The sequence below is a fragment of the Pleomorphomonas sp. JP5 genome (genome assembly GCF_023721815.1).
Classification (GTDB): Bacteria; Pseudomonadota; Alphaproteobacteria; order Rhizobiales; family Pleomorphomonadaceae; genus Pleomorphomonas.
Window position 1 is genome coordinate 1,139,468 of the sequence record NZ_JAMDLI010000008.1, and the last position, 24,727, is coordinate 1,164,194.

The following is a 24,727-nucleotide window of genomic DNA, read 5'->3' on the forward strand; positions in this document are numbered from 1 at the left end:
CACCACAGTCATTGTAGATGCTTCCATGGCGGGACGCCAATCATGAGATTGCCGCCCGGAGACGAACAAGGCCAAGTGCGCCCCCTGTCTTCAGAATCTCGCAGCCGGTATTTCTTGCGTCAAGTTCTAAATTTCCGCACGTAAAATTTACGAGCCCATAAGAATGGCATGGAGTCTCCGTCTTCGCTTGCTTGACAGCCTACGGAATCGTCCCTACAAAAAGTGAAACCGCTTTCACAACAATAATGGCGGGGGAACACGCGTGCGTTTCTGGCGGGTCATCGAGCCCCATCTCGGCTTTCTGTTGCAGGGCTTTGCCCTGACGATCGCCGCCTGCCTGCTTGCCATCGTCGGCGCGGTGCTGCTCGGCGCGGTGACGGCCTCCATGCGGTCGTCCGGCAACACGTGGGTGCGCGGCGCCGCCAACGCCTATGGCGATGTGTTCCGCAACGTTCCCTTCCTCGTCCAGCTGTTTTTCTTCTTCTATGGCCTGCCGGAACTCGGCATCTACATCGGCGCCTTCGAGACCGGCGTCATCGCCATGTCCATCGCCGGTGGAGCCTTCGTGTCCGACGTCATCCTCTCGGGCATCATGACCGTCGATACCGGGGTGATCGACGCCGCCAAGGTATCCGGCCTCAGCCGGTTCAAGATCTTCACCCGCATCGTGCTGCCGATTGCTCTACGCGTCTCGGTGCGGCCGATGGGCTCGGTGCTGATCAACCTCGTGCTGACCTCGTCGATCCTGTCCACCATCACGGTCAACGAGCTGACCGGCACGGCCAAGATCGTCGCCGCCACCACGTTCAAGCCGTTCGAGGTCTACGCCGTGCTGCTCGTGCTCTATGCCTCGCTGACGACGCTACTGTCCTTTGTCATCTCGGCGACTCATCATCGCCTCAACCGCTTTATGACGGGGGGCTGATGCGCTACGCCGACTTCACGCCCTACGACATCATCCTGCTGCTGCAAGGGCTCGGCGTCACGTTGGCGCTCTTCGTCGGCACGACACTGATCGGTCTTGCGCTCGGCCTCGCGCTTGCCGTCGTCCATCATTACCGGATACCCGGCTGCCGTCCGGTGATCGTGCTCGTCACCGAAGCGCTCAAGAACTCGCCGGTGCTGGTGCAGCTGTTCCTGGTGTTCTTCGGCATTCCGGCCTTCTTGCACATCCGGATGACGCCGGTCGAGGCGGCGACGCTGACCATCAGTCTCAACACTGCCGCCTTCGCCTTCGTGGTCTTTCGCTCCGGCATCGAGTCCATCGACCGTGACCAGATCGAGGCCGCGCAAGTGTTCGGCCTCAACCGCTCGCAAATCCTGCGCTTCGTCATCGCGCCGCAGGCCGCCGCCTTCTCGGTTGGTCCGCTCATCGGCATTCTGGTCAACCAGTTGCAGGTGACCTCGCTGATCTCGGTAATCGGCGTGTTCGATCTCACCAAGATCGGCAACATCCTGAATCTCAGGACGCTGCAACCCTTCATCGTCTGGGCGGTGATCGGGCTCATCTACTATCTCGCGGCGAAGACGCTCGCCCACGTCGGCGGCTGCCTTGAGGCGGCTCTGCGCAAGTCCGTCAAATGGGGAGGCATCTGATGATCGTCGCCGAAAACGTCGAGAAGCGCTTCGGAGACGTCGCAGTCCTAAAGCGCGTCAACCTTAAGGTCGAGCCGGGTGAGGTGGTGACCATCCTTGGCGCCTCCGGATCGGGCAAGTCGACGCTGATCCGCTGCATCAACGGGCTCGAGGCGCTGTCGGGCGGCAAGATTACCGTCGACGGCCATGACGTCTCCACCAAGGCGGGCCTCGTCGCGGCCCGCCGCGCGTCGGCCACGGTGTTCCAGCTGTTCAACCTCTATCCGCACATGACGGCGCTTGGGAATATCACCCTCGCCCCCATTGAGGTTCTGAAGCTGCCGAAGGCGGAGGCAGAGGCGCGCGGCCGAGCGCTGCTCGACAAGGTGGGGCTCGGTGCGCATGCCGACGCCTATCCGCAGCAGCTCTCCGGCGGCCAGCGCCAGCGCGTCGGCATCTGCCGGGCGCTCGCCATGCAGCCGCGCTACCTGCTGCTCGACGAAGTGACCTCCGCCCTCGATCCGGAGATGACCGGCGACGTGCTGCGCATTCTCGCCGAACTCGCCGCCGACGGCACGACCATGGTGTTCGTCACCCATGAAATCGAGTTTGCCCGCCACATTTCGAACCGCATCGTCTTCCTGGAACAGGGCGAGCTGATCGTCGACCTGCCAACGGCCGAATTCTTCGCCGAGGACGGCGGTCTTGCCGTGCCGCGCATCCGTCAGTTTCTGTCCAAGATGAAAAAGGACTGAGCCTTGATTCTGCTTGCCAACACCGAGGCCGCGCCCGGCTTTTCCCATGCCGTCGATACCCTGCTCGCTGGCGGCGCCGCCCTTGACGCGCTGGTCGAGGGCATCGGTTACGTCGAGGCGGCGCCAAGCGTTCGTTCCGTCGGCTACGGCGGCTGGCCCAACATGGTCGGCGACATGGAGTGCGACGGCGCCGTGATGGACGGAACGACGCTGTCCGTCGGCTCGGTCGGCGCGGTGCCCCGTACCTTGCACGTGGCGGCGCTGGCGCGCGAGGTGATACGCCGCCTGCCGCATGTCATGTTGACCGGCGAAGGCGCGCGCCGCTTCGCAAGTGAAATCGGTTTCAGCGAAGACGATGTCCTGTTCCCCGACAGCAAGCGGGTTTGGCGCGAGAAGCTCGACAGTCTGCTCGACGAGAAGGCGCGCGCCGCCTTCCCGGACGTGCCGCTGATCCCGCTCTCCAACGCCATCACCGATCCCGAGCGGGTTCGCGATACCACCGTCTTCCTCGGCATCGATTCCGGCGGCAACGCCGCTGTCGTCACCTCGACGTCGGGCTGGGCCTGGAAATATCCCGGTCGGCTCGGCGACAGCCCGATCCCTGGCGCCGGCTTCTACGCCGACAGCCGTTACGGCGCTGCGGCCTGCACCCACACCGGCGAAATGACCATGCGCTGCGCCACGTCGCACGCCGTGGTGCAGGGACTGAAGTTCGGCCTTTCACTCGATGCGGCGGTAGAGCGCGCCGCCGAGGACCTCCTCGCCCTCAAGGGTGGCTTTATCGGCGAGGTGGTCATTCATGCGCTCGACAACAAAAACAAGCATCGCGTCGTCACGCTCAGGGGCAACAAGCCAGTTTCCTATTGGTTCTGGGAGCCCGGCATGCCCGCACCCGAGCGGCGGCAATCGGAACAGCTTTGATCACAGGAGAGACATCATGCATCGGCTTCTGAAGACAACCCTTGCCGCCGCGGCCATGTGCCTCGCGCTGGCGAGCACGGCCAGTGCTGGCTCCAAGCTGCAGGAAATCCTCGACGCCGGCGTCATTCGCATCGGCGTTTCTCTAGGCGGCGAGCCGATCGGCTTCCGCGACGACCAGAACAATCCGGTCGGCTACGATGTCGACGTCGCCACCAGGCTGGCGGAAAAGCTCGGCGTGAAGCCCGAGTTCACCGACGTCTCGGGCGATGCCCGCGTGTCCATGCTGGTCGCCAACCAGCTCGACCTCGTCGTTGCCAACACGTCGGCGACGCTGGCCCGCGCCAAGGCGGTCAGCTTCTCGATCCCCTACAACCGCGCCGGCCTCCGCATCATCGTGCAGGCCGATGCCGGCATCACCTCGCTTGAAGGCCTCGCCGGCAAGAAGGTGGTGGTGGGGCGCGGCACCACCGGCGAAACCTTCCTGAAGCGCGCCGTACCGACGGCCGAGCTGGTCTACACCGACAACTTCTCGCCCGATGGCGTGCTGCTTCTCAAGCAGAAGCGTGTCGACGCCGGCATCGAGGACTCGTCGATGCTCGACTATCTGGCCACCAAGGACGCCTCGCTCGTCACCCTGCCCGGCCTCTACTCCAACGATCCGATCGGCATCGCGATCGCCCAGGGCGACTCTGATTTCCAGCGTTGGGTCGACATGTTCGTGTCGGATTACATCCAGTCCGGCGCCTACGAGGCCAACTACAAGAAGTGGTGGGGTGAGAAGGCCAACCCGCCGACACTGACTCCGCTCTGGTAAGAAGGCGGCGATAGTCCGCCACCCGAGGACCGCAGACGCAGCTCGGCACCAGTGAAAACCGGTGCCGAGTTTTTTGTGTCAGGCCTATACTCTCAACCGGTGCCGCGAGAAATGAACCGGGTCGGAATGTCGAGGCCGGACGCCGGAAACTCTTCCGGCTCCTTGAGGAACGAAAGGATGCCAGCCACCAGCGCCGAATGGTCGAAGCCGACGCTGGAAATGTCGTAGGCGGCAAAATTGCCTTTCTCGACGGCGTCAAAACCATAGAGCAGATAATCGGCAGGCGGCTGCCAGCCTTGCCGGCGCAAGCCGTCCATCACGCCCATCGCCATGGAGTCGGAGGTACAGAACACGGCGTCGGGCTTAGTCTCGCCGACCGCCTCGGCTGCCTTGATGCCCGAGCCGTAGGAATAGTCACCGCCCACTTCGGATAGAAGACGGATGCCGGCGGTGGCGCAAGCCGACCGATAAGCGAGAATGCGGGCCTCCTCCACGAGCGAACTGGCACGCCCGGTGACCAGCGTGGCGCTCTCGACACCCTTTGCGCGGGCGTGGCGCACCAACTCGTCGATGCCGTTCTCCTCGTCGATATTGATGCGGGCGCTCTCGGCATCGAAACGCCCGTTCAGCATCAGCACATTGTCGCTATGGAAGAGGGCACGCACCTCGCCGGCATCGGCGAAGTCCGAGAAAACCAATGCGGCATGCACGTGATAGGTCAGCGAGTTACGCAGGAAGTCGTCGATGCGCTTGGTACGACCGACGCGGATCAGGATCGCCTGCTTGCCAAGCGACTGGATACCCTCAAGCAGCGGGTCGAACAGGTCGAGATCGGAGAGATCGCTGAGGTAGTTGATGATGACGGCGACCAGATCGATCGACTTGGTGGCGAGCCCCCGCGCCAGCGGGTTCTGATGGTAGCCCAGTTCGGCCGCGGCCTTCAGGACCCGTTCCTTCTTCTCCAGCGATACCGGTCGCCGGCTCGGCGACAGGGCTCGCGACACAATGGCCGGGGCCACGCCGGCCACGCGCGCCACGTCGGCAATCGTCGGGCGCTTTCCCTCGCGAGGCGGCTTTTCGGTCATGATCTGTGGGGTCCATTCCGGAAGGGATGCAAGGGCTTATCGCACAATTGCCGATGGACTGGAAAGCATCGTTGCACCCTGTTCCCGGATCTCCGAAGACCATTTTCGCAAACGGCAGGTGGTGAACCGATATTTCACTCTTTTCTGGAACTATCCGCTCAGGACAGGAGTGGCAGAGTGATTTCAGAAGGCATGTCCCGCCAACCCGATCTCCGCGCGGTCTCCGATCAACTCGAGGCCGCCCGTTCACAGATCGAGGAACGTTTCGTCGAAGGCGGCAAGGCCCTGATGGCCGCCTATGACATCGTCGCCCGCCTTCTCGCGGCAATCGACGGCGTAACCGGAGCTCTAGACGACAATGCCTGCGACAAGGCAGCGGCCCGGCTAACCGCCACGCTGAAAGGCCTCTCCGACCTCGCGGACACCGAAGCCGCCGCAGGACAGCGTCTCGCCTCGGTTCTTGAGGACAGCGAGGCGATCGCCCCGCGCATTCGCGACATGCAGCGTTCGCTGCGCTACCTTAATACTTGCGCCATGGAGACCCGGATTGCCGGGGCCGGCGTTTCCGAGTTCGCTCAGTTCGCCGACGACGTGGACAAGTACGTCGGCTCGGCGATCGATCAGATCGAGATCTTCGCCGACAAGGTAGGGCAGCTGAGCGAGCAGATCGCAGCGGCTTGCTCCGGCGGTAAAGACACGGGCATCGCGAACCAGGTCGCGTCTGTCTCCTCGACGCTGACAGCGGCGCTTGAGGCGGTTCATCACCGCCGCAACGACCTCAGAAAACTCGCTTCCGGTACGGCAGACGTGGCGAAGTCCGTCCAGGAAAAGGTCGGCAAGGTGCTGTCGGCGCTACAAGCCGGTGACGTTGCGCGGCAGCGCATCGAGCACGTGCAGGCCGGTATCGCCATGCTCCTCGACGAACTGACACGGTGCGGCTCCGAACGACAGGCGGAGGCTCTCTCTCACGCCGGCATACGGCTGCTGTCTGCCCAGACGTCGGCGCTGATCAAGGACTTCAATGAACAGACCCGTGTGGTCGTTGCGACGATCGAAGGCCTGGCAGGGGAAGCTGCGCGCGTTTTGGCGCTGACCGGCAAGGCCGGCTGCAACGGCAGCGGGGAAGTTCAGGTCATTGAGGATGCGGTCGGTCTAACGCAAGGCGTCGTTGGCGATATAGAGCGGTCTGGAACGCTGGCAGCTGCAGCTTATGCCTGCACCAAGCAGGTCGCCACCGAACTGCTCAGCAACATGGGCAACATCGGCAACATACGAAGCGTTCGCGACGACATCCGCTGCCTCGCGATCAACGCCTATCTGCGCAGCAATCGACTGGGAGCGAAAGGGCGCGCCGTCGGTGTGGTTGCCGCCGAAATGAACACCTATGCCGCAAGGCTAGGTACGGCGGCAGAAGACATCTTGCAGCGCCTGTCGACCATGCGAGAAGCCGCCAACGGCATCGACGCCGAACGCGAAAGTCATCACGTCGACATCGCCTCCGAGCTCGACGGCGCCGTGGCGACTCTGCGCGAGGCAAGCGCTCGAACCAGCCTCTACCTCAAGGAGGCCGAAGAGAGCGGCAACGCCGTTGCCGATCGCATTGCTCACATCGCTCGCCACATCGATTTCAGCAAGGATCTCGGCGAACACCTTCATGCCTGCCACCGCATGTTCGGCAGCAACGACAACATCAGCCCGGTGGAACGGTCAAAGGATCACGAGAGCTTCTCGGAGCGTCTTTTCGCCGTCTATACGATGGCGGCCGAGCGGGACATCCACCAGACGATCCTGGGCGGCAGCGTGCCCACGCCGCCCGCAGCCCCGGCGCAGGAGAGCGTGGACCTGTTCGACGACGTGCTGTTCTGACCGCGGGACGCCTTCGACCATCAGCCATTGGCCGAAGCGCGAACTGACGGGCGTCGCACGTCCTTCTATACTCTCTCCGAGAAAGTGGCGCCCAGGCGGATCGCCACTGATGATCGGAGAGGAAAATGAAAAAGCGTCCGCTCGGGAAGACCGGCTTCGATATCGCGCCGCTTGTATTTGGCGGCAACGTCTTCGGCTGGACCATCGACGAGAAGGCCAGCTTCGATGTGCTGGACGCCTTCGTCGACCATGGCTTCGATGCCATCGATACGGCCGATGTCTACTCCCGCTGGAAACCCGGCAACCAGGGCGGCGAGTCCGAGACCATTATCGGCCGCTGGCTGAAGGCTCGTCCGGGCCCCAGGGACAAACTCAAGATCTTCACCAAGGTCGGCTCCGACCTTGGCCAGCCCGGCGAAAAGGGGCTGGGGGAGCAATGGATCCTAGAAGCGGTCGATCGTTCGCTCTCACGGCTCGGCATCGACAGGATCGATCTCTATTTCTCGCACTGGCCCGACAAGACACCCTATGAGGAAACGCTCGGCGCTTACGACAAACTGATCCGTGCCGGCAAGGTGCGAGCGATCGGAGCCTCCAACGTCAATGCGGAGCAACTCGGGGAAGCGCTCGCGGTCTCGCGAAAGAGGAATCTGCCAAGCTACCAAGTCCTTCAGCCCAACTACAGCCTCGCGGAACGATCTCAGTTCGACGGCGCGCTTCGTGACCTCTGCATGCACGAGGACATCGGCGTCGTCTCCTACTATAGCCTTGCCTCGGGCTTCCTGACCGGCAAGTACAGGTCCGCCGACGATCTCGCGGACAGCAGCCGGGCGGGCAGCGTCGAAAAACACATGAACGATCGTGGCTTCGGCATCCTCGCGGCCGTCGACCAAGTGGCGGAAGCCCATCATGCCAAGCCGGCCGAGGTGGCCCTCGCCTGGCTGATGGCGCGGCCGGGCGTGACGGCTCCGATCGCCAGCGCCACCAAGGTCGCGCACGTCGAAAGCTTCGCTCACGCAGCGACGCTTCACCTGACGCCGGCCGAGGTCGAACTGCTGGACAAGGCAAGCGCCTGAGCTTGCGCTCCGCGCTGACGTAGAGCGCCGTTCGATCCGCGGGATTCGGGTCGAACGGTGCCTGAGCAGCCGGACAGATTCAGGCAGCGATGCCAGCGTTGGCGAGGATGTAGTCCAGGCAGGGACCGCTTTCGAGCGGTCTTGAGAACAGATAGCCCTGGAAGCGGGCGCAGCCGAGATCGATGAAGCGGGGAAGCTGCTCGGGCTGTTCGATACCCTCGACAACCGCGCGAAGGCCCAGAGTTCGGCTGAGGGTGACGATCGACCGTATTACGTGCTCGTTGAGGTCGCCCTGGCTTGTGAAGGTGAGCGAACGATCGATCTTCAGCGTGTCGAGCGGCAGTTCGCGAAGATAGTGCAGCGAGGTGTGCCCCATGCCGAAGTCGTCCAGTGCAATGCGGACACCGGCTTTCCGAAGGCGAAGCAGCGCTCCAATCGCTTGGGCGGCCGGCGCAAGCGAGGTCGACTCGGTGATTTCCAGCTCGACGAGATGCGGATCGAGCTTCTCCTCGGCCAGAACGCGCAGGACCTTGCGGTCGAAGGAGGCATCCTGAAGCTGAAGTGGTGATACGTTGACCGATACAATGAGATCGCCGGGCACCGACGAGGCCCAAGCGGCGCGCTGCCGGCAGGCAAGGCGGAGCACGTGCTCGCCCAACTGATCGGCAAAATGCATGTCGTCCGCCAGCGCGACGGTCACCGAAGGTGGGATGAAGCCGTAAGTCTCGTGGTTCCACCTCAGCAGCGCCTCGACGCCGAACACCCGACGCTCCTCAATGCAGACCTGCGGCTGGTACTGAAGAAAAAGGCGGTCGGACGATGCGAGCGCATCCGTCAGATCCCGGGCAAGAACGCCGGCAAGATGCCCGGCAGTGCCATGGAGATCGATCAGCCGATGTCCGTGCATCACCTCGGTCGACTCCGAGGCCGCAATCAGCGTTCGCATCGCCTCGGCGTTGGAAGCGGTTCGCAACCGCCGCGCAACCCGGACGAAGGGCAGATAGAGCACCGTTCCGACGGCGAGTGACGCGAGTTGCAAGACCACGCCGGCCGGCGAGCCGGTGGCCAGATAGCCGTTGAAAAGCGCCGGCATCGTCCAGGGAACCATTTGGTCGGCCACAGGAGCCAAGCCGCCAATCGTCGCCGCGTAGGCGATCAGCGCTTGCACGAGTGGGATCAGGATAAAGGGGACGACGTAGATCGGGTTCAGGATCAACGGCAAACCGAACAACAGGGGCTCGTTGACATTGATGAAGGCCGGCAAGAGCGACAACCAAGCGAGGCGACGAATGGCCGGTTCCCTGTCGGCATAAAGAAGTGCGAGGATCAGACAGAGTGTGGACCCGGAACCACCGTAAGCGGAGTAGATGGGAAAGAAGTTCCAGGTGAAGGCCGTGGGGACGCCTGCGGCACTGGCCGCATTCGCCGAAGCCATCATCTGTTCCAGCACGGGCGCCAGCATGTTGCCGCCGTGCCCACCGAGGAACCAGATGGACTGACGGACCAGAACATAGGCTGCCGCGACCATTGCCGAAGGTTCTGCCCCGGCGAAAGGCGCCGATATGACGGACGACAAGGCCGTGGTCAAATCCGCTCCGCCAAGGCTTACCTGCGCCTGTCGGACCGCCGCGAACACAAGCAACGTGATCATGCCGGCCGGCAGGATGGAGAAGAGGTCGCCGACCAGCGGATCTGCGCCGAAGCCCCGCAAGCGAAGGCGGAACTGCGGACGGCGCGCCAGAAAGAGGAACAGGTAGCTGGCACTGATGGCCACGACCAACGCCGCCGGCAATCCGCGAGATGACGACAAGGCGTCCTTCCAGCGTTCAAGCGTTTCCGGCGCCACGACAATGAAGAAGCACGCCAAAGCGACCACGGAGGCGCTGGCCGGGTTGACCGGGTAACGGTCGGCGCGTGTGCTGACCAGAACCGCCAACGAGTAAGAGAAACCGGCCACGACCACCAGAGAGACAAGGCCAAAGGTGCCGTCCACCAGGGTGGAGCAGAGCGCGCGCAGGGCATCGATGACTTCGGGGTGAAGGACCTCGACAAAAGAAAAGGAGAGAAGCGCGTTGACGAAATGGGCGAAGGCGCCGACCAGCACCATCGGCAAGCTCAACAGCAAGGCGCGCCGGAGAGCCACCAACAAGGGCCAGGCGGCAAGGCGTCCCATTGCCGCCACGAGTTTGGATGACAGGCGGTGGATGAAGAAAGCTTCGTCACGAAGGGTGGCGGCCACCGGCGCCGCCGGCTGTGTTTCAGACTGCGCCGAGTCCCGATCTGCGATCGGCTCATTTGTCATGGCTGTCGCCCCGCCCGTTTCATCGCTGTCGCCGCTCTTGGTTGGCGGCTGTACGAGCAGCATCCTTGACCAAAATCCTTGCCGAATTACTGAATAGGTGGTCGAAGGCCGTTATTGTTCAACGAAAGCGGGTATTTCGAGCCCTGACGGCCGATCGAAGCCCCAACCCTCTGTCGTCCATTTCCGCAAGATCGTCGTTTTCCGGAGAATTCAGCCGTTTGAACAGCGACGTTAAGACGCCATGTGATATTCGGGGGCCATATTGTTGACGCGAAACGCTGTTCCCGCGACATGCGCAGAGTGCCCGGAACCTGTCGGCATTGCGGCAGACCCACACAGATCTTGAAGTTAAGGTTATTGAAAAGTTGCCGGCATAGCCTCTCAATCGACTGTGGCGCTCGCAACGGCGCCATATTATTAACGTATGGTTGACTGAAGAAGCTGTACGGGCCGCGACTTGTTGTTCGGCCCGGCCCAATCGACCGGGAGCAGCGGAACTTACCTGTCGGTGCCGCCGGTCGAGACGACCCAGTATCGGGAAAGTTGGAGACGCGGCATGTCCGGCGGAGCAGATCTGTTCAGAGTCCTGAGCCAAACGGAAAACTTCGGCGCGCTCGTGGCTGATACTCGTCCATCCCTCGTGGTTGATCGGACAGGTACCCGTTTGCTTTGGGCCAACGCTGCCGGAGCCACCTTCTTCGGTGCAACGACCATCGAGAAGCTGACAGCGCTACGATTTGCTTCCGCCTCTCCTTTCGCCCGCCGCATCGCCACGCTGGACGACATGCTGGTCAGCGGCCAGGATCGGATCGAACGGTTGCCCCTGCAGCGCGGGATGTTGCCACGGCCGACGGTCTGCAAGGCCAGTCGCGTACAGACGGATGGCCTCAAGGCAATCCTGTTGACCATCGTCGATGGGGCAGGCTCCTTCGTCGGCGACCCGGTTTCGGCCTTCGCCGCCCTGACGGCAACTTCCCAACCGGCTCTTCCTGAAGAGCCCCTCGCGACGGCTGACGGGCACGTGGCAGAACCGGTCGAAGCTGAAGTCGAGCCTGTCCAGCCCGACACGGCGGACCAGATCGAGGCCATCGACCACGTGAGCGCTCCCATCGGGATCGTTCACGACCAGCCCCCCCTCGACCTTGTGGCCGGCAGCGCGGAGCCAGCCGTGGACGAGCCTCTGCCGGCAGAGGTGGATAGCACCGACGGCGCGCCCGATGAACTCATCCCCGACAGTACCGAGGAAGACGTTGTTGTCGAACCGGACGTTACCGCCGAGGCCGAAGACATCGAGCCGATCGAGGCTCTCGCTTCGGAAACCCAACCCGTAGCCTCCGAGAGCGTTGAGGAAAGGGGCGAGGAAGCGTCGCCGGAAGCGATCGAGCACGACGAGCCCGTTCCAGAGGAAGCCGCTTCCGAAACCGTCGAGCCTGTGGCCGCAGACGTTTCGGCTGAGCCCGAGGAAGCGTCGCCTGCCGCACCGGCCTTTGTCTTTCCCTCCCACGGTCGCGCGGTACGTTTCGTCTTCGAGCTGGATCCCCAGCTTGCCTTTACCTTCGTTTCGGCCGATCTTGCTGCGACGGTCGGCCCAGCCATGGCAGACATTCTGGGCCGCACGTGGTCGGAGGTCGCCGGCCGCCTGGAGTTCGATCCGGCGGGCCGGATTGCCGAGGCGCTCGGTCACCGCGACACATTCACCGGCCTTACCGTCGACTGGCCGGTGGAAGGCGAGAACCTCCGCGTTCCGGCCGATCTGGCGGGCATGCCGGTGTTCGGGCGCGAACGGGCGTTCCGTGGCTATCGCGGCTTCGGCGTGCTGAAGAGCGGCGCCGCCTTCGAGGCTCCGGTTCCCGCCGATCCGATCGCGGCCTCCGAGCCGGACGGAGTGGCCGCGCCGCGCGAGGTAGAAATCGCGGCCTCGAGCGGCATTGCCGACGAGATGGTCGCAGACGTGCCCCCCGTCGATGCGAGCGACAGTCCCGAACAGCTTGTTGCTGGCGAGACCGAAATCGCCGATGACCTCAATGAGGGCGAGGTCCCGGAAGACAACACGCAGACAACGGACGAGTCGACAGACGCCGACACGGACGCCTTGACCGACGTGATACCCGTGCGTGAAGCACCCGAACCGCCCCCCCTCGACGCGGCGATCCCGGACGAGCCGGCGGCCGACGCCACTGATGAGCCTGGCGAGACCGATCCCGTGCCGGAGGACGCCATCGATACAGGTGCCGACCAACCGACCGACACCCCTGCCACGGCATCGGAGGAGTTGCCCCCGATCGAGGCCACGCCCGAGGACACAGAAACCGAAGCGCCGGATGCGCCCATCGCTTATACGCCCGAGCCCAACGATTTGCCGGACCTGCCCGTGGTTGTCGAGGATGGGATGGATGAACTGAGCGAGCCACTGTCACTGGTCCCTCCCCCTGCTGAGGAAGACCTGCTGGAAGCGAGCTATGCAGAAGCTTCGGCACCGACCGTTTCCGAAGTGGAGGCGACCCACCGCACTGCGTTCGCAAGCCTGACGAGCGACAAGGCTCGGGCTCTATCCAAGCCGGAGCGCGACGCCTTCGACAAGATCGCGGAGGCGCTGGCCGATGCCTTCGGACCGCGGATCGTGGCAGAGCCAGCGGATCGCCCTCCGGTCCACCCAGCGCCGGTACTTGACCGCAAAGCCGAAGCCGCGATCGATCCGGCACCGTCGATCGATGTTGCCCTGCTCGACAAGCTGCCGGTTGCGCTGGCGATCCTGAGAGGCGGAGACATACTCCACGCCAACCGCGCCTTCCTCGACCTTTGCGGTTATCCCGACATCACCTCGATCGACGCCGACGGCGGGTTCTCGCAGGTCTTCGAAGGGGCAGCGCTCAGCCGCGACGCCGCCAATCCCGCCATCCGGCGGCGTGATGGCGTCGAGATCCCCGTGTCGGCTCGCTTGCACTCGATGCCCATGGAAGGTGGCATCGCCTCGCTTCTGGTGGTGCAGGAAACGGCCGCCGCCACCAGCCGTGACCGCCTCGCCATTGCCGAGCAGCGAGCTGAAGACATGGAGGCGATTCTCGATACCGCCACCGACGGCGTTCTGGTGCTCGACCACAAGGGACTGGTCATCGGCGCCAACAAGTCGGCCGAGGCGCTGTTCGGCAGCGAGCGGTCGCACATGATCGGCATGGCCTTCGTCGACCTTCTGGCGCCGGAAAGCCACCGCTCCGCCCTCGATTATCTCGACGGTCTCGGCCGCAACGCCCTTTCAAGTGTGCTCAACGACGGACGCGAAGTGATCGGTCGCGTCGCGGGCGGTGGCTTGGTGCCGCTGTTCATGACCGTGGGGCGGGTATCGACGACCAAGTTCTGCGCCGTGCTGCGGGACATCACCCAGTGGAAGCGAGCCGAGGAGGAGCTGACCTCCGCCAAGAAGGCGGCGGAGAACGCCTCCTCGCAGAAATCCGATTTCCTGGCCAAGATGAGCCACGAGATCCGTACGCCGCTCAATGCCATCATCGGCTTCTCCGAGGTCATGATGGAAGAGCGCTTCGGCCCGGTGGGCAACGACCGCTACAAGGAATATCTGCGCGATATCCACGTGTCGGGCACGCACATCATGAGTCTGGTCAACGACCTGCTCGATCTTTCGAAGATCGAGGCGGGAAAACTTGAGCTGACCTTCGAGGCTGTGGGGCTCAACGACGTGGTGCGGGAGTGCGCGGCGCTGATGCAGCCTCAGGCGAACCGCGAGCGGATCATCATCCGGACCTCGCTGTCCTCGAGCCTGCCGCCAGTGGTGGCCGACAACCGCAGCCTCCGCCAGATCATCCTCAACCTGCTGTCCAACGCCGTGAAGTTCAACTCGGCGGGCGGCCAAGTGATCGTTTCGACGCTTTACGAGGAGTCCGGCGAGGTGGTCCTGAGGGTGCGCGACACCGGTCATGGCATGAGCGAAGGCGACATCGTCAAGGCGATGGAACCTTTCCGCCAGCTCTCGACGTCGCGGACCGGTGGCGGCACAGGGCTCGGCCTTCCACTCACCAAGGCGCTGGTGGAGGCCAACCGTGCCGCCTTCCAGATCGACTCGACGCCCGGCCAGGGAACGATGATCCAGATCACCTTTCCCTCGACACGCGTTCTTGCCGAATAGCGGCGAGGCAACGGAAAAACAAGCGCGATGCCCGGCGGTCAACTCCGCCGGGTTTTTTGCATTCCGCCCAAGGGAACAGAACGGCTGTCTGCAGGCGCCTTACCGCCCTGCGCGTCACGACCGGCAGACCTGCGGCACCGGCATCGGGTTTGCACGTGCTTGAAAACGAAGTTGAGAATGATTATCAACAAAGAAGGAAAGGCGGAGAGGTCAACCCCTGCGCCACAGCGAGCCACGGACTGGGCGCCCTAAGTGAGCCCCCGGGAGTTCATCGATGATCGTCTGTCATTGCAATGTTCTGACTGTCGAAGACATTCAGGGCGCCGTTGACGAACTTCTGGCCGAGATGCCGCTTCGGGTCATCACGCCCGGCCTCGTCTACCGCCAGTTGGGAACGCGCGGCCGCTGCTGCGGCTGCTTTCCACTGGCGATCGATGTCATCAACGCTCATATCGAAAAGCGTCTCGCCACTGACGACCTGGCCGAGCGCCGGCAACAGATCGTCGAACAACAGCGCGCCTATCGCGAAAGCATGCCGACGCGCCGACGTGTCGCGACACCTGCCTGACACGCCGGATCGCCGGAAGGTCGCTATCAGTCGACGCTGTCGGTGCTGCCGGCATTGAGCTGGATGTAGGCAGCCTCGCCGATCTTGTCGAAAAGGGAAATCTGCGACTCCAGGAAGTCGATGTGCCCTTCCTCATCCTTGAGAAGGTCGGTGAACAGCTCCATCGATACGTAGTCGCCTTCCTCGGCGCACAACAGGCGCGAGGCGCGATAGGAGTTGCGAGCGTCAATCTCTCCTGCGAGATCGGCTTCCAGGATTTCTCGGACCGTCTGGCCGATGCGCAGCGGCGGAATGGTCTGAAGGTTGGGGTGCCCCTCAAGGAAGATGATGCGGGAGATCAGCTTGTCGGCGTGCTGCATCTCCTCGATCGATTCCTCGCGCTCCTTCTTGGCGAACTTGGTGACGCCCATATCCTCAAGGAGACGATAGTGGAGCCAATACTGGTTGACGGCGCCGAGTTCGAGGAACAACGCCTCGTTCAGACGCTCGATGACCTTCTCATTCCCACGCATGAAACCCTCCTTGGTTAGAATGCTTCTAACTTACGACAAGTCGGCGGAAATGCAAGCTGTCTTCGCGAGAACCCACTTCTGACCGGCTCTCGCGGGCAATCACTGTAGAGGCAAAAGTCTAGGCCGGACAATTGATCCGAGGTCGGACTCGCCCGGGCTCTCGGGAGAACGACGCCGAGGACTGCGATGGCGGACGCCGTGTCTCGCCGCCCACTCACGGCCGGGCTCAGTTGGTTAGGAAAACGGCGCGCTCGGCCTTTTCCTTCTCCACCTGCGAGCGATGCGACAGCACCGATGCCGCGATGACGCCGACGGCGATCACCGAGATCAGGATGGTGGAAATGGCGTTGATCTCCGGCGTCACGCCAAGGCGGACCATGGAGTAGATCTTGATCGGCAGCGTGGTGGCGCCGGGGCCGGTGTTGAACGAGGCGATGACGAGGTCGTCGAGCGACAGAGTGAAGGCCAACATCCAGCCGGCGACCACACCCGGCAGGATCAGTGGCAGGGTGATCAGGAAGAAGGTCTTGACCGGCGGGCAGCCGAGATCGAGGGCCGCCTCCTCAAGGCTGCGATCGAGCGTGACGAGGCGCGACTGCACCACCACCGCAACGAAGCACATGGTGAGCGTCGTATGGGCGATCACCACCGCCCAGAAGCCGCGATCGAACCCGATGGCAACGAACAGCAGCAGAAGCGAAAGGCCGGTGATCACCTCCGGCATGACCAGCGGCGCATAGACCATGCCCGAGAACAGGGCGCGGCCATGGAACTTCCGATAGCGGTCGAGCACCAGGGCGGCCATGGTGCCGAGCACAGTCGCGAATGAGGCCGAGATGATGCCGACGCGAATGGTCACCCAGGCAGCGTCGATGATCGCCTGATCATGGACCAGCTCGACATACCATTGCGTCGAGAAGCCGCCCCAGACCGTTACCAGCTTGGACGCGTTGAAGGAATAGACCACCAGGATCAGGATGGGCACGTAAAGGAAGGCAAAGCCGACCACCAGCGACGTGATGTTGAACCAGCTCGTAGACTTGTTCATGGCGCGCTCCTCAGGCCTTCTTCTGCTGGTTCTGGAAGATGACGATCGGCACAACCAGGATGATCAGGAGCACCACGGCCACGGCGGACGACACCGGCCAGTCGCGGTTGTTGAAGAACTCGGCCCACAGCGTCTTGCCGATCATCAGCGTCTCGGAGCCGCCGAGCAGATCGGGGATGACGAACTCGCCGACGATCGGAATGAAGCACAGGAAGCAGCCGGCGATGACGCCGGGCAGCGATAGCGGGAAGGTGATTACCCAGAAAGACTTCGTCGGCGGACAACCGAGGTCGGCGGCCGCCTCGAGCAGCGTCGCGTCAAGCTTTTCAAGAGCCGCGTAGAGCGGCAGAACCATGAAGGGCAGGTAGGAATAGACGATGCCGATGAACACCGCGATCTCGGTGTTGTAGACATGAATCTGCTCGTTCGGGCCCAGAAAGCCCAGCCACTGCAAGGCGACCGTGATAAGCCCTTCCGGCTTCAGGATGCCGATCCAGGCGTAGACGCGGATCAGGAAGCTCGTCCAGAACGGCAGGATCACCGCCATCACCAGCGCATTTCGCAGGCTCTTGGGCGCGCGCGCCATGCCGTAGGCGATCGGATAGCCGACGATGAGCAGCAGAATCGTCGACACCAGCGCGATCCTAAGGCTCGACAGATAGGCCGAGTAATAGAGCGGATCCTCGGTCAGGAAGATGTAGTTGTCGAAGGTGAAGCTGGAAAGCTTCGCCCAGAAGTCGCCAAGACTGCCGATTACCGGCACATAGGGCGGCATGGCGATCGCCGTCTGCGACAACGAAATCTTGAAGATGATCAGGAACGGCGCGAGGAAGAACAGCAGGCTCCAAAGATAAGGAACCGCCACCAGCGCCCACTTGGCAAGGAAGGGCTTCACGTCCTGCGTCCAGCGCTCCGCCATGGCCCGGTCCTTCACTTCAGCAGGATGACGCCGGCGTCTGCCGGCCAGGTCAGGTACACCTTGTCTTCCCAGGTGATCGGTCGCTCGACGATGCGCGTCAGGTTGGCGACGGTGGCCTTGACGATGGACCCGCCGGCAAGGCGAACGCGATAGACCGAGATGTCGCCGAGATAGCCGATGTCCCACACTTCGCCGGACAGTACATTGGGCGTGCCCGCCGGCGGCGCTTCCAGCGAGATCTGCACCTTCTCCGGGCGAATGGCGAAGCCGGCCTCGGCCCCAACGGCGACTTCGCCCGGTCCGGCCTCGGCGGAGATCGTGGCATCGACGCCAGCGCAATGGAGCGTGACGATGCGGTCGCCGACGGCCGTGACCGCGCCATCGATCAGGTTGATGTCACCGACGAAGTCGGCGACGTAGCGAGAGGCCGGCTGCTCGTAGATCTCGGAGGCCGTGCCGATCTGGGCGATGATGCCATGATTCATGACGGCGATGCGATCGGAGACAGTCATCGCCTCTTCCTGATCGTGGGTGACGATCAGGAAGGTCATGCCGAGCTCCATCTGGATATCCATGAGCTCGAACTGGGTTTCTTCGCGCAGCTTCTTGTCGAGAGCGCCCAGCGGTTCGTCGAGCAGCAGCACCTTGGGGCGCTTGGCAAGCGAACGGGCGAGTGCCACGCGCTGGCGCTGACCGCCGGACAGCTGGTGCGGCTTGCGCTTGGCGAACTTCTCGAGCTTAACTAGTTCGAGCATTTCGGCGACGCGCGTGTTGATGTTGGAGGTGTCCATGCCCTCCTGCCTGAGGCCGAAGGCAATGTTGCCCTCCACCGTCATATGCGGGAACAGCGCGTAGGACTGGAACATCATGTTGACCGGCCGCTTGTAGGGCGGAATGCCGGACAAATCCTTGCCGTCCAGAAGGATGCGCCCCTCGGTCGGCTGCTCGAAGCCGGCGAGCATGCGCATCAACGTCGTCTTGCCACAGCCCGACGGCCCAAGCAGGGCGAAGAACTCACGCTCATAGATATCGAGCGTCAGATTATCGACGGCGGTGAAGTCGCCGAAACGCTTGGTGACGTTCTCAAAACGGATGAACGGTTTGAGAGTCGGATCGTCCCAGGGAGCAAACTTGCGTTTGATCGGCCCAACCGCCTCGATCATTATCGGAACCCTCGCTTCCACCAGCCTGACGTGCCACCGCCATCCGTCACATGCAAGCACCCGGCCAAGCGGCCGGGCGCTTTTCGACAGTTCCTTGGAGCCAGAGCTTACATGCCCGTCTTGACCGAGGTCCAGACGCGGGTCAACACGCGCTGAGCCTTGGCATCATAGGGCGTGGTCGAGAACAGATTGGCCAGCGTCTCCTTGTCGGGATAGATCGCGGTGTCAGACAGGATGGCCGGATCGACGAACTTCTGCGAGGCGAGGTTGCCGTTGGCATAGGCGACGTAGTTGGTCGACTTGGCGATGATCTCGGGCTTCATCATGAAGTTCATGAAGGCGTGGGCAGCATCCGGATTCGGCGCATCCTTGGGGATCGCCATGATGTCGAACCACATGTTGGCGCCTTCCTTGGGAATGACGTAGTTGATGGTAACGCCATTGTTGGCCTCGGCGGCCCGGTTGCGGGCCTGGAGGATATCGCCGGAATAGCCGACGGCGAGGCAGATGTCGCCGTTGGCGAGCGCGTTGATATACTCCGACGAGTGGAACTTCTGGACGTAGGGCTTGACCGACGCGAGCAGTTTGCCGGCCTCTTCCATGTCGGCAGCATCCTTGGAGTCTGGATTCTTGCCGAGATACTTGAGGGCGCTCGGGATCAGCTCTTCGGAAGCATCGAGGAACTGCACGCCGCAGTCCTTGAACTTGGAGACGATCTCCGGCTTGAATACCATATCCCAGCTGTTGACCGGCGCGTCGGGCATGATCGCCTTGATCTTCTCGACATTGTAGCCGATGCCCGTGGTGCCCCACATGTAGTCGACGCCATACTCATTGCCCGGATCGTATTCGGCGACCCGATTGGTCACTTCTGGCCACATGTTGGAAAGGTTGGGCAGCTTGGACTTGTCCAGCGGCTGATAGACTCCGGCTGCGATCTGGCGGGCCAGGAACGGACCGGTGATCACCACCACGTCGTAGCCCGAGCCACCGGCCAGCATCTTGGTCTCGACGATGTCCTGATTGTCGAACACGTCGTAGACCACCTTGATGCCGGTCTCCTTGGTGAACTCCTCCAGCACGGACTCGTCGATATAGTCGGACCAGTTGTAAACGTTGACAACCTTGTCCTCGGCCACGGCCCCCGTCGCGAGCGCGACCGTCAGCGCGGCGGCACCCAGAAGACGCTGTCTCACCATTTTCGTCATGCTCCCTGTTCCCCTGTCGTGGCCGCCCCTCGTCCTCGCAATCGCGACGACGCCGGGTTCTCCGGCACTTACAATCGTAGAACGACGTTAGAATCCGGCGTTCTACGCACATGGCGGTCGGCGCATTTATGCACAGCGACGGAGGCACGACAACTGGTTGCTGCCTATTTTCTGGCGCGTGGCATTTTGTCACCACACCTCGCTCGGCTCCGATTCAAATTGCGATTGCGCGGGCCGGAAAATGTCATCACAAATAAGGGGTCTGCATTTTCCGAAACACAAAGGCGTGCGTTCGGACGGGCGGGATGGACGAGGCTCCCGCCTTCGCGCGCCAGCAACGAAAGAAAGCAATCATGAGTTTGATTTCGACCGAGCCCAAGGACGCGCCGAGGGTCGGCGAACGCAATCCGGAGCGTGGCGTCGAGACGCTCGCCGAGGCCAAAGTCTGGCTCAAGGAGCGAGGCATCGAGGATATCGAATGCATCACGCCGGATCTGGCCGGCGTCGCCCGCGGCAAGCTGATGCCAGCCGACAAGTTCTTTTCCTCCACCGTCATGTCGATGCCAACGTCGGTCTTCACCACCACCGTGACCGGCGAGTACCCCGAGGAAGACGACACCTTCCAGCATGACCCTTCCGATGGCGACGTGTTCCTGAAGCCGGACTTCTCGACACTGACCGCCGTGCCCTGGGCTTCGGAGCCGACGGCGCAGATCATCCATGACGCCTTTCATCGCGATGGGCGGCCGTTCGACCTCGGTCCGCGCCAGATCCTGAGACGCATCGTCGGTCTCTACGAGCGCGACGGCCTCAGGGCCGTGGTGGCGCCGGAGATCGAGTTCTATCTCGTCAAGCAGAACCTCGATCCGGACTATCCGCTGGAACCGCCGATCGGCCGCTCCGGCCGCGCCGAGGCAAGCCGGCAGTCCTATTCGATCCAGCATGTCAACGAGTTCGACGACCTGTTCGACGACATCTACGAGTTCTCCGAGAAGCAAGGCCTGGAGATCGACACGCTGATCCACGAGGAAGGCGCCGCGCAGATGGAGATCAACCTGCGCCACGGCGACCCGCTCGCCCTCGGCGACCAGGTGTTCAGCTTCAAGCGGACCATCCGCGAGGCGGCGCTCCGGCACAACATGTACGCCACCTTCATGGCCAAACCGATGAGCCGCGAGCCGGGCTCGGCCATGCACATCCATCAGTCGGTGGTGGACGTCGAGACCGGCCGCAACATCTTTTCCGACGACGAAGGGAACCCCACGGCGGCGTTCTTCTCGTTCATCGCCGGCCTGCAGAAGTACCTGCCGGCGGTGATGTGCATCCTCGCCCCCTACGTCAACTCGTTCCGGCGGCTGACACGGGGCACGGCGGCGCCCATCAACGTTCACTGGGGCTATGACAACCGGACCGTCGGTATCCGCGTTCCCAACTCCGGCCCGGGATCGCGCCGCGTGGAAAACCGGGTGCCCTCCTCCGACGCCAACCCCTATCTCGCCATCGCGGCTTCGCTCGCCTGCGGCCATCTCGGCATGCAGCAGCGTCTCGCCCCCGAGGAGCCGATCGCAGGATCGGCTCGCGACTTGCCGTTCGGTCTGCCGCGCGGTCTTTTGGAGGCACTGGCGCTGTTCGAGGACAACAGCGATCTCCCGGACGTCTTCGGTCCTCGCTTCATGGCGACCTACCGGGCGATCAAGCAGCAGGAATACGAGACGTTCATGAACGTCATCTCCAGTTGGGAGCGCCAGCATCTCCTGCTAGCGGTGTGAGAATACCGCCGGCGCCCCGAGGCCGATCACCGCGCAGACTGGCGCGAGACCGGCGGCAGAAGTGCCGGCGTTGCTTTTCCGGAGCGCCGCCGATCCGAGCGGCCGCTCGCATTCCGAGGCAATCATGCTCACCCACAACACCTATCCGACCGATCACTACCGCGCGCTCGATGCCGCGCACCACCTTCACCCGTTCTCGGACACCCGCTCGCTGAATGCCGGCGGCGTGCGTGTCATCGTCAAGGGAGAAGGTGTCTGGCTGACCGACAGCGAGGGAAACCGCATCCTCGACGGCATGTCTGGCCTTTGGTGCGTCAACATCGGCCATGGCCGGCGGGAGATCGCCGAAGCCGTCCAGCAGCAGATGGCCGAGATTTCCTACTACAACACCTTCTTCAAGACGACGCATCCGCCGGCGGTCGACCTTGCAGCCTTGATCGCCGAAGTGACGCCCGAAGGCTTCAACCGGGTGTTCTTCTGCGGCTCCGGATCGGAAGCCAACGACACCGTTCTCAGGATGGTGCGCACCTATTGGGCGACGCTCGGCAAGCCGGGCAAGCAGGTCCTCATCGCCCGGCGCAACGCCTATCACGGTTCGACGGTGGCCGGCGCCTCGCTCGGCGGCATGACGCCGATGCACGCGCAGGGCGGGCTGCCCATTCCCGGTATCCACCACATCGGCCAACCCTACTGGTTCGACCATGGCGGCGACCTGACGCCAGCCGAGTTCGGCCTCAAGGCCGCCCGCGAGCTCGAAGCGGCGATCGATGAAATCGGCGAGGACAAGGTGGCCGCCTTCATCGCCGAGCCGATCCAGGGCGCCGGCGGCGTCATCATCCCGCCCGACACCTACTGGCCGGAGGTCGCCCGCATCTGTCGCGAGCGCGATATCCTGTTCGTCTCCGACGAGGTGATCTGCGGCTTCGGCCGGCTCGGCACCTGGTTCGGCGCCGAACACTTCGGCATGAAGCCGGACCTGATGCCCGTCGCCAAGGGCCTGTCGTCCGGCTATCTGCCGATCGGCGGCGTGCTGGTCTCCGACAAGGTTGCCGGCGTGATCGAGGACACCGGCGAGTTCAACCACGGATTCACCTACTCGGCCCACCCGGTTTGCGCGGCGGCGGCCATCGCCAACCTGAAGATCCTGCGCGATGAGAAGCTGGTCGAGCGCGTTCGAGACGACATCGGCCCCTATCTGCAAGAGCGCTGGCTGAAGCTGGCCGACCATCCGCTGGTCGGCGAGGCGCGGATGACCGGCCTCATGGGCGCCCTGGAGCTCGTTCCGTCCAAACCGTCGCGCAAGCGCTTTGCCGGCGACGGCAGCATCGGCCTCCGCTGCCGCGAGCATTCCTTCCGGAACGGCCTGGTCATGCGGCACGTCCACGACACCATGGTGATCGCACCGCCCTTCGTGCTCAGCCACGAGGAAGCGGACGAGTTGATCCGCCTTGCCACGCTGACGCTCGACATGACGCATGCCGACCTAAAACGCGATGGCCTGATGGGCTGAGCCTGCACAGGGCTTGGGCGACCATAATCGCCCCTGCCCAACATTCGGATTCCGCAGCGCCCTCCGTTTCCGCTAGGGTGCGACCGACAAGACGCGGGCGACGCTGAATCAACCGGGAGGACGGCCCCGTGGCGCAGCTTGGCCAATCTTCCACTTGCGCCCGGACGCCGATGTCCGGCGATTGACTTTGAGTCCCATCGACATGTTTTCCGCGCCGACCTTCATGCCCGCCGAGGGGAGAGCCCCACACGTCACCTCCTGGTATGCCGCCACCGCCGGAGAGATACCGACCTATCCGCTTCTGAGGGGCCACCGGCGAGCCGACGTTGCCATCATCGGCGGCGGTTACACCGGCCTTTCGGCCGCCTTGTCGCTGGCAAAAGCGGGCTACGAAGTCGTGCTGTTCGAAGCCAACAAGATCGGCTGGGGCGCCTCCGGGCGCAACGGCGGACAGATCCATCCCGGCCAGCGACAGGATCCCGACTGGTTGGCGGCGAGGGTCGGAGAAGCGGCGACACGCGACTTGCTACGGCTTGCCGACGAAGCGCGCACCCATCTCGACCGGTTGCTCTCCGAGAATGCCATCGACTGCGACTTCCGGCCGGGCCTCATCCATAGCGTTCACAAGCCGCGCTGGGTGGAGGCAGAGAAGCGCCATGTCGATCACCTCAAAAAGAAATGGGGCATCGAACGGCAGTTTCTCGACCGGGACGAGACGGCTCGTCGCATCGGCACCGACATCTACCATGCCGCCAGTTTCGACCCCCTGGGTGGCAAGCTGCACCCGCTGAAGTTCGCCCTGGGTCTGGCCAAGGCAGCCGTCGCCGCTGGCGTGACACTCTACGAAGACAGCAAGGTCACGAAAATCCGACATGCCGCCAAGCCGGTCGTCGTCACTGCCGACGGCGAAGCGATGGTCGATACCGTGATCGTGGCCGGAAACGGCTATCTCGGGGGGCTGGATGACGAGACCGACGCCTGCGTCTTGCCGATCAACAACTTCGTCGTCGCCACCGAGCCGCTCGACGATGTGCTGATCCCCGGAGAAGAGGCGGTAAGCGACAGCCGCTTCGTCGTCTACTACTGGCACCAGACACCCGATCGCCGTCTGGTGTTCGGTGGCGGCGAGACCTACAGCCATGCCTTCCCGGAGGACATCGCGGCCTTCGTCCGGCCGCATCTCGCCCGCGTCTATCCCAAGCTCGCCAACGTGGCGATCAGCCACGCCTGGGGCGGAACGCTCGGCATCACCTTCAACCGCATGCCGTTCATCCGGCGGCCGAAGCCCAACATCTTCATCGCCGCCGGCTACTCGGGCCAAGGCGTCATGCTGGCGCCCTTCGTTGGCCACGTGATCGCCGAAGCGGTCGGCGGCGCCATGGGGCGGTTCGACGCGTTCGCCAAGGTGCCCGTGATGCCCTTCCCCGGCGGCACGCATCTTCGCTGGCCGACCCTCGTCGCCGCCATGACCTGGTTCAAGCTGCTCGACAGCATCTGA

Annotated in this window: 19 protein-coding genes; 12 read left to right on the top strand and 7 right to left on the bottom strand. The window is 63.3% G+C overall.

The genetic code is table 11. The annotated features are described in order from the left end of the window. The first annotated feature begins 262 nt into the window (after nt 1-262). From M4J40_RS16385 to M4J40_RS16405, 5 genes are read left to right on the top strand one after another with little or no spacing between them, the layout of a single operon-like run. Complete coding sequence (locus tag M4J40_RS16385; protein WP_251755459.1) at nt 263-925, top strand: amino acid ABC transporter permease; 663 nt, start codon at nt 263-265, stop codon at nt 923-925. Further along, nucleotides 925-1,596, top strand: a complete 672-nt coding sequence (locus M4J40_RS16390; RefSeq protein ID WP_251755460.1) for an amino acid ABC transporter permease — start codon at nt 925-927, stop codon at nt 1,594-1,596. Before M4J40_RS16385 ends, M4J40_RS16390 begins: the two co-directional genes overlap by 1 nt. Continuing rightward, complete coding sequence (locus M4J40_RS16395) at nt 1,596-2,330, top strand: amino acid ABC transporter ATP-binding protein (RefSeq protein WP_251755461.1); 735 nt, start codon at nt 1,596-1,598, stop codon at nt 2,328-2,330. The genes M4J40_RS16390 and M4J40_RS16395 overlap by 1 nt, the downstream gene beginning before the upstream one ends. Before the next feature lie 3 nt (nt 2,331-2,333). Then, nucleotides 2,334-3,251 carry an isoaspartyl peptidase/L-asparaginase gene (locus M4J40_RS16400; protein WP_251755462.1) on the top strand — a complete coding sequence of 306 codons (918 nt, stop codon included), beginning with the start codon at nt 2,334-2,336 and terminating at the stop codon, nt 3,249-3,251. Nucleotides 3,252-3,267: 16 nt separating this feature from the next. Beyond that, nucleotides 3,268-4,065 (top strand): transporter substrate-binding domain-containing protein, encoded by a 798-nt coding sequence (locus tag M4J40_RS16405; RefSeq protein WP_251755463.1) that lies wholly within the window; start codon nt 3,268-3,270, stop codon nt 4,063-4,065. A 92-nt stretch (nt 4,066-4,157) separates the two neighbouring features. On the opposite strand, the gene M4J40_RS16410 is transcribed toward M4J40_RS16405, so the two are convergent. Then, the gene (locus tag M4J40_RS16410; RefSeq protein WP_251755464.1) at nt 4,158-5,150 is read right to left on the bottom strand and encodes a LacI family DNA-binding transcriptional regulator; all 993 of its coding nucleotides are present in this window, start codon (nt 5,148-5,150) and stop codon (nt 4,158-4,160) included. Between the two features lie 192 nt (nt 5,151-5,342). On the opposite strand from M4J40_RS16410, the gene M4J40_RS16415 reads away from it, so the two are divergent. Further along, entirely contained in the window at nt 5,343-7,016 is a 1,674-nt protein-coding gene (locus M4J40_RS16415; protein ID WP_251755465.1) for a methyl-accepting chemotaxis protein, read from the top strand. A gap of 125 nt (nt 7,017-7,141) precedes the next feature. Next, nucleotides 7,142-8,092, top strand: coding sequence for an aldo/keto reductase (locus tag M4J40_RS16420; RefSeq protein ID WP_251755466.1), 951 nt, complete (start codon nt 7,142-7,144; stop codon nt 8,090-8,092). A 79-nt stretch (nt 8,093-8,171) separates the two neighbouring features. On the opposite strand, the gene M4J40_RS16425 is transcribed toward M4J40_RS16420, so the two are convergent. Next, nucleotides 8,172-10,394, bottom strand: coding sequence for a PTS sugar transporter subunit IIC/EAL domain-containing protein (locus M4J40_RS16425; RefSeq protein WP_251755467.1), 2,223 nt, complete (start codon nt 10,392-10,394; stop codon nt 8,172-8,174). Between the two features lie 556 nt (nt 10,395-10,950). On the opposite strand from M4J40_RS16425, the gene M4J40_RS16430 reads away from it, so the two are divergent. Both M4J40_RS16430 and M4J40_RS16435 read left to right on the top strand, forming a co-directional pair. Further along, complete coding sequence (locus M4J40_RS16430; RefSeq protein WP_251755468.1) at nt 10,951-14,532, top strand: ATP-binding protein; 3,582 nt, start codon at nt 10,951-10,953, stop codon at nt 14,530-14,532. A 274-nt stretch (nt 14,533-14,806) separates the two neighbouring features. Continuing rightward, the gene (locus tag M4J40_RS16435; protein ID WP_251755469.1) at nt 14,807-15,100 is read left to right on the top strand and encodes a bacterioferritin-associated ferredoxin; all 294 of its coding nucleotides are present in this window, start codon (nt 14,807-14,809) and stop codon (nt 15,098-15,100) included. 26 nt (nt 15,101-15,126) lie between these two features. Here the strand turns inward: M4J40_RS16435 and bfr are convergent, their stop codons facing one another. The 5 genes from bfr to M4J40_RS16460 form a co-directional block, all read right to left on the bottom strand. Beyond that, nucleotides 15,127-15,612 (bottom strand): bacterioferritin, encoded by a 486-nt coding sequence (bfr, locus tag M4J40_RS16440; protein WP_251755470.1) that lies wholly within the window; start codon nt 15,610-15,612, stop codon nt 15,127-15,129. 226 nt (nt 15,613-15,838) lie between these two features. Continuing rightward, nucleotides 15,839-16,660: an ABC transporter permease gene (locus M4J40_RS16445; RefSeq protein WP_251755471.1), complete on the bottom strand. Its 822-nt coding sequence runs from the start codon at nt 16,658-16,660 to the stop codon at nt 15,839-15,841. A 10-nt stretch (nt 16,661-16,670) separates the two neighbouring features. After that, on the bottom strand, nt 16,671-17,579 hold the full coding sequence (locus M4J40_RS16450) for an ABC transporter permease subunit (RefSeq protein ID WP_251755472.1): 909 nt from the start codon (nt 17,577-17,579) through the stop codon (nt 16,671-16,673). An 11-nt stretch (nt 17,580-17,590) separates the two neighbouring features. After that, nucleotides 17,591-18,742 carry an ABC transporter ATP-binding protein gene (locus tag M4J40_RS16455; protein ID WP_251755473.1) on the bottom strand — a complete coding sequence of 384 codons (1,152 nt, stop codon included), beginning with the start codon at nt 18,740-18,742 and terminating at the stop codon, nt 17,591-17,593. A gap of 107 nt (nt 18,743-18,849) precedes the next feature. Then, nucleotides 18,850-19,941, bottom strand: a complete 1,092-nt coding sequence (locus tag M4J40_RS16460) for a polyamine ABC transporter substrate-binding protein (RefSeq protein ID WP_251755474.1) — start codon at nt 19,939-19,941, stop codon at nt 18,850-18,852. A gap of 362 nt (nt 19,942-20,303) precedes the next feature. Here M4J40_RS16460 and M4J40_RS16465 point away from each other — a divergent pair, with 362 nt between their 5' ends. The 3 genes from M4J40_RS16465 to M4J40_RS16475 all read left to right on the top strand — a co-directional run bounded on the left by M4J40_RS16465 (nt 20,304) and on the right by M4J40_RS16475 (nt 24,727). After that, nucleotides 20,304-21,719 carry a glutamine synthetase family protein gene (locus M4J40_RS16465; RefSeq protein WP_251755475.1) on the top strand — a complete coding sequence of 472 codons (1,416 nt, stop codon included), beginning with the start codon at nt 20,304-20,306 and terminating at the stop codon, nt 21,717-21,719. 124 nt (nt 21,720-21,843) lie between these two features. Then, a complete protein-coding gene (locus M4J40_RS16470) occupies nt 21,844-23,229 on the top strand; it encodes an aspartate aminotransferase family protein (RefSeq protein ID WP_251755476.1) in 1,386 nt (461 codons plus the stop codon). 187 nt (nt 23,230-23,416) lie between these two features. Beyond that, on the top strand, nt 23,417-24,727 hold the full coding sequence (locus tag M4J40_RS16475; RefSeq protein ID WP_251755477.1) for an FAD-binding oxidoreductase: 1,311 nt from the start codon (nt 23,417-23,419) through the stop codon (nt 24,725-24,727).

Coding starts and splice junctions, on each gene's coding strand:
- M4J40_RS16445 (WP_251755471.1), bottom strand. CDS start 16,660: ATGAACAAGTCTACGAGCTGGTTCAACATCACGTCGCTGGTGGTCGGC.
- M4J40_RS16405 (WP_251755463.1), top strand. CDS start 3,268: ATGCATCGGCTTCTGAAGACAACCCTTGCCGCCGCGGCCATGTGCCTC.
- M4J40_RS16395 (WP_251755461.1), top strand. CDS start 1,596: ATGATCGTCGCCGAAAACGTCGAGAAGCGCTTCGGAGACGTCGCAGTC.
- M4J40_RS16390 (WP_251755460.1), top strand. CDS start 925: ATGCGCTACGCCGACTTCACGCCCTACGACATCATCCTGCTGCTGCAA.
- M4J40_RS16415 (WP_251755465.1), top strand. CDS start 5,343: ATGTCCCGCCAACCCGATCTCCGCGCGGTCTCCGATCAACTCGAGGCC.
- M4J40_RS16455 (WP_251755473.1), bottom strand. CDS start 18,742: ATGATCGAGGCGGTTGGGCCGATCAAACGCAAGTTTGCTCCCTGGGAC.
- M4J40_RS16420 (WP_251755466.1), top strand. CDS start 7,142: ATGAAAAAGCGTCCGCTCGGGAAGACCGGCTTCGATATCGCGCCGCTT.
- M4J40_RS16410 (WP_251755464.1), bottom strand. CDS start 5,150: ATGACCGAAAAGCCGCCTCGCGAGGGAAAGCGCCCGACGATTGCCGAC.
- M4J40_RS16425 (WP_251755467.1), bottom strand. CDS start 10,394: ATGACAAATGAGCCGATCGCAGATCGGGACTCGGCGCAGTCTGAAACA.
- M4J40_RS16435 (WP_251755469.1), top strand. CDS start 14,807: ATGATCGTCTGTCATTGCAATGTTCTGACTGTCGAAGACATTCAGGGC.
- bfr (WP_251755470.1), bottom strand. CDS start 15,612: ATGCGTGGGAATGAGAAGGTCATCGAGCGTCTGAACGAGGCGTTGTTC.
- M4J40_RS16470 (WP_251755476.1), top strand. CDS start 21,844: ATGCTCACCCACAACACCTATCCGACCGATCACTACCGCGCGCTCGAT.
- M4J40_RS16450 (WP_251755472.1), bottom strand. CDS start 17,579: ATGGCGGAGCGCTGGACGCAGGACGTGAAGCCCTTCCTTGCCAAGTGG.
- M4J40_RS16460 (WP_251755474.1), bottom strand. CDS start 19,941: ATGGTGAGACAGCGTCTTCTGGGTGCCGCCGCGCTGACGGTCGCGCTC.
- M4J40_RS16465 (WP_251755475.1), top strand. CDS start 20,304: ATGAGTTTGATTTCGACCGAGCCCAAGGACGCGCCGAGGGTCGGCGAA.
- M4J40_RS16430 (WP_251755468.1), top strand. CDS start 10,951: ATGTCCGGCGGAGCAGATCTGTTCAGAGTCCTGAGCCAAACGGAAAAC.